This window comes from Pseudomonas sp. Wu6, assembly GCF_019891515.1.
Classification (GTDB): Bacteria; Pseudomonadota; Gammaproteobacteria; order Pseudomonadales; family Pseudomonadaceae; genus Aquipseudomonas; species Aquipseudomonas orientalis_A.
Genome location: NZ_JAFLXH010000104.1, coordinates 1 through 370, shown reverse-complemented (window position 1 = coordinate 370; position 370 = coordinate 1). Strand labels below are relative to the sequence as shown.

At 50.8% G+C, this 370-nt stretch carries 2 tRNA genes; both read left to right on the top strand.

Going from position 1 to position 370, the window contains the following annotated elements:
- Positions 1–172: 172 nt before the first annotated feature.
- A tRNA-Ile gene (locus tag J1G34_RS26985) sits at positions 173–249 on the top strand.
- A gap of 10 nt (positions 250–259) precedes the next feature.
- Positions 260–335: transfer RNA gene (locus J1G34_RS26980), tRNA-Ala, on the top strand.
- Positions 336–370: the final 35 nt, after the last annotated feature.

Sequence of the window (370 nt, the reverse complement as noted above, 5' to 3'; positions counted from 1 at the left end):
TCGTAACAAGGTAGCCGTAGGGGAACCTGCGGCTGGATCACCTCCTTAATCGACGACATCAGCTGCTCCATAAGTTCCCACACGAATTGCTTGATTCATTGAAGAAGACGATAGAAGCAGCTTTAAGCTCCAAGCTGATAGCTCTTAGCTAATCAGTTGCGCGCTCGAAATTGGGTCTGTAGCTCAGTTGGTTAGAGCGCACCCCTGATAAGGGTGAGGTCGGCAGTTCGAATCTGCCCAGACCCACCAATTTTGTTATGGGGCCATAGCTCAGCTGGGAGAGCGCCTGCCTTGCACGCAGGAGGTCAACGGTTCGATCCCGTTTGGCTCCACCATTAACTGCTTCTGCTGTTAGAGTTTAGAAATGAAT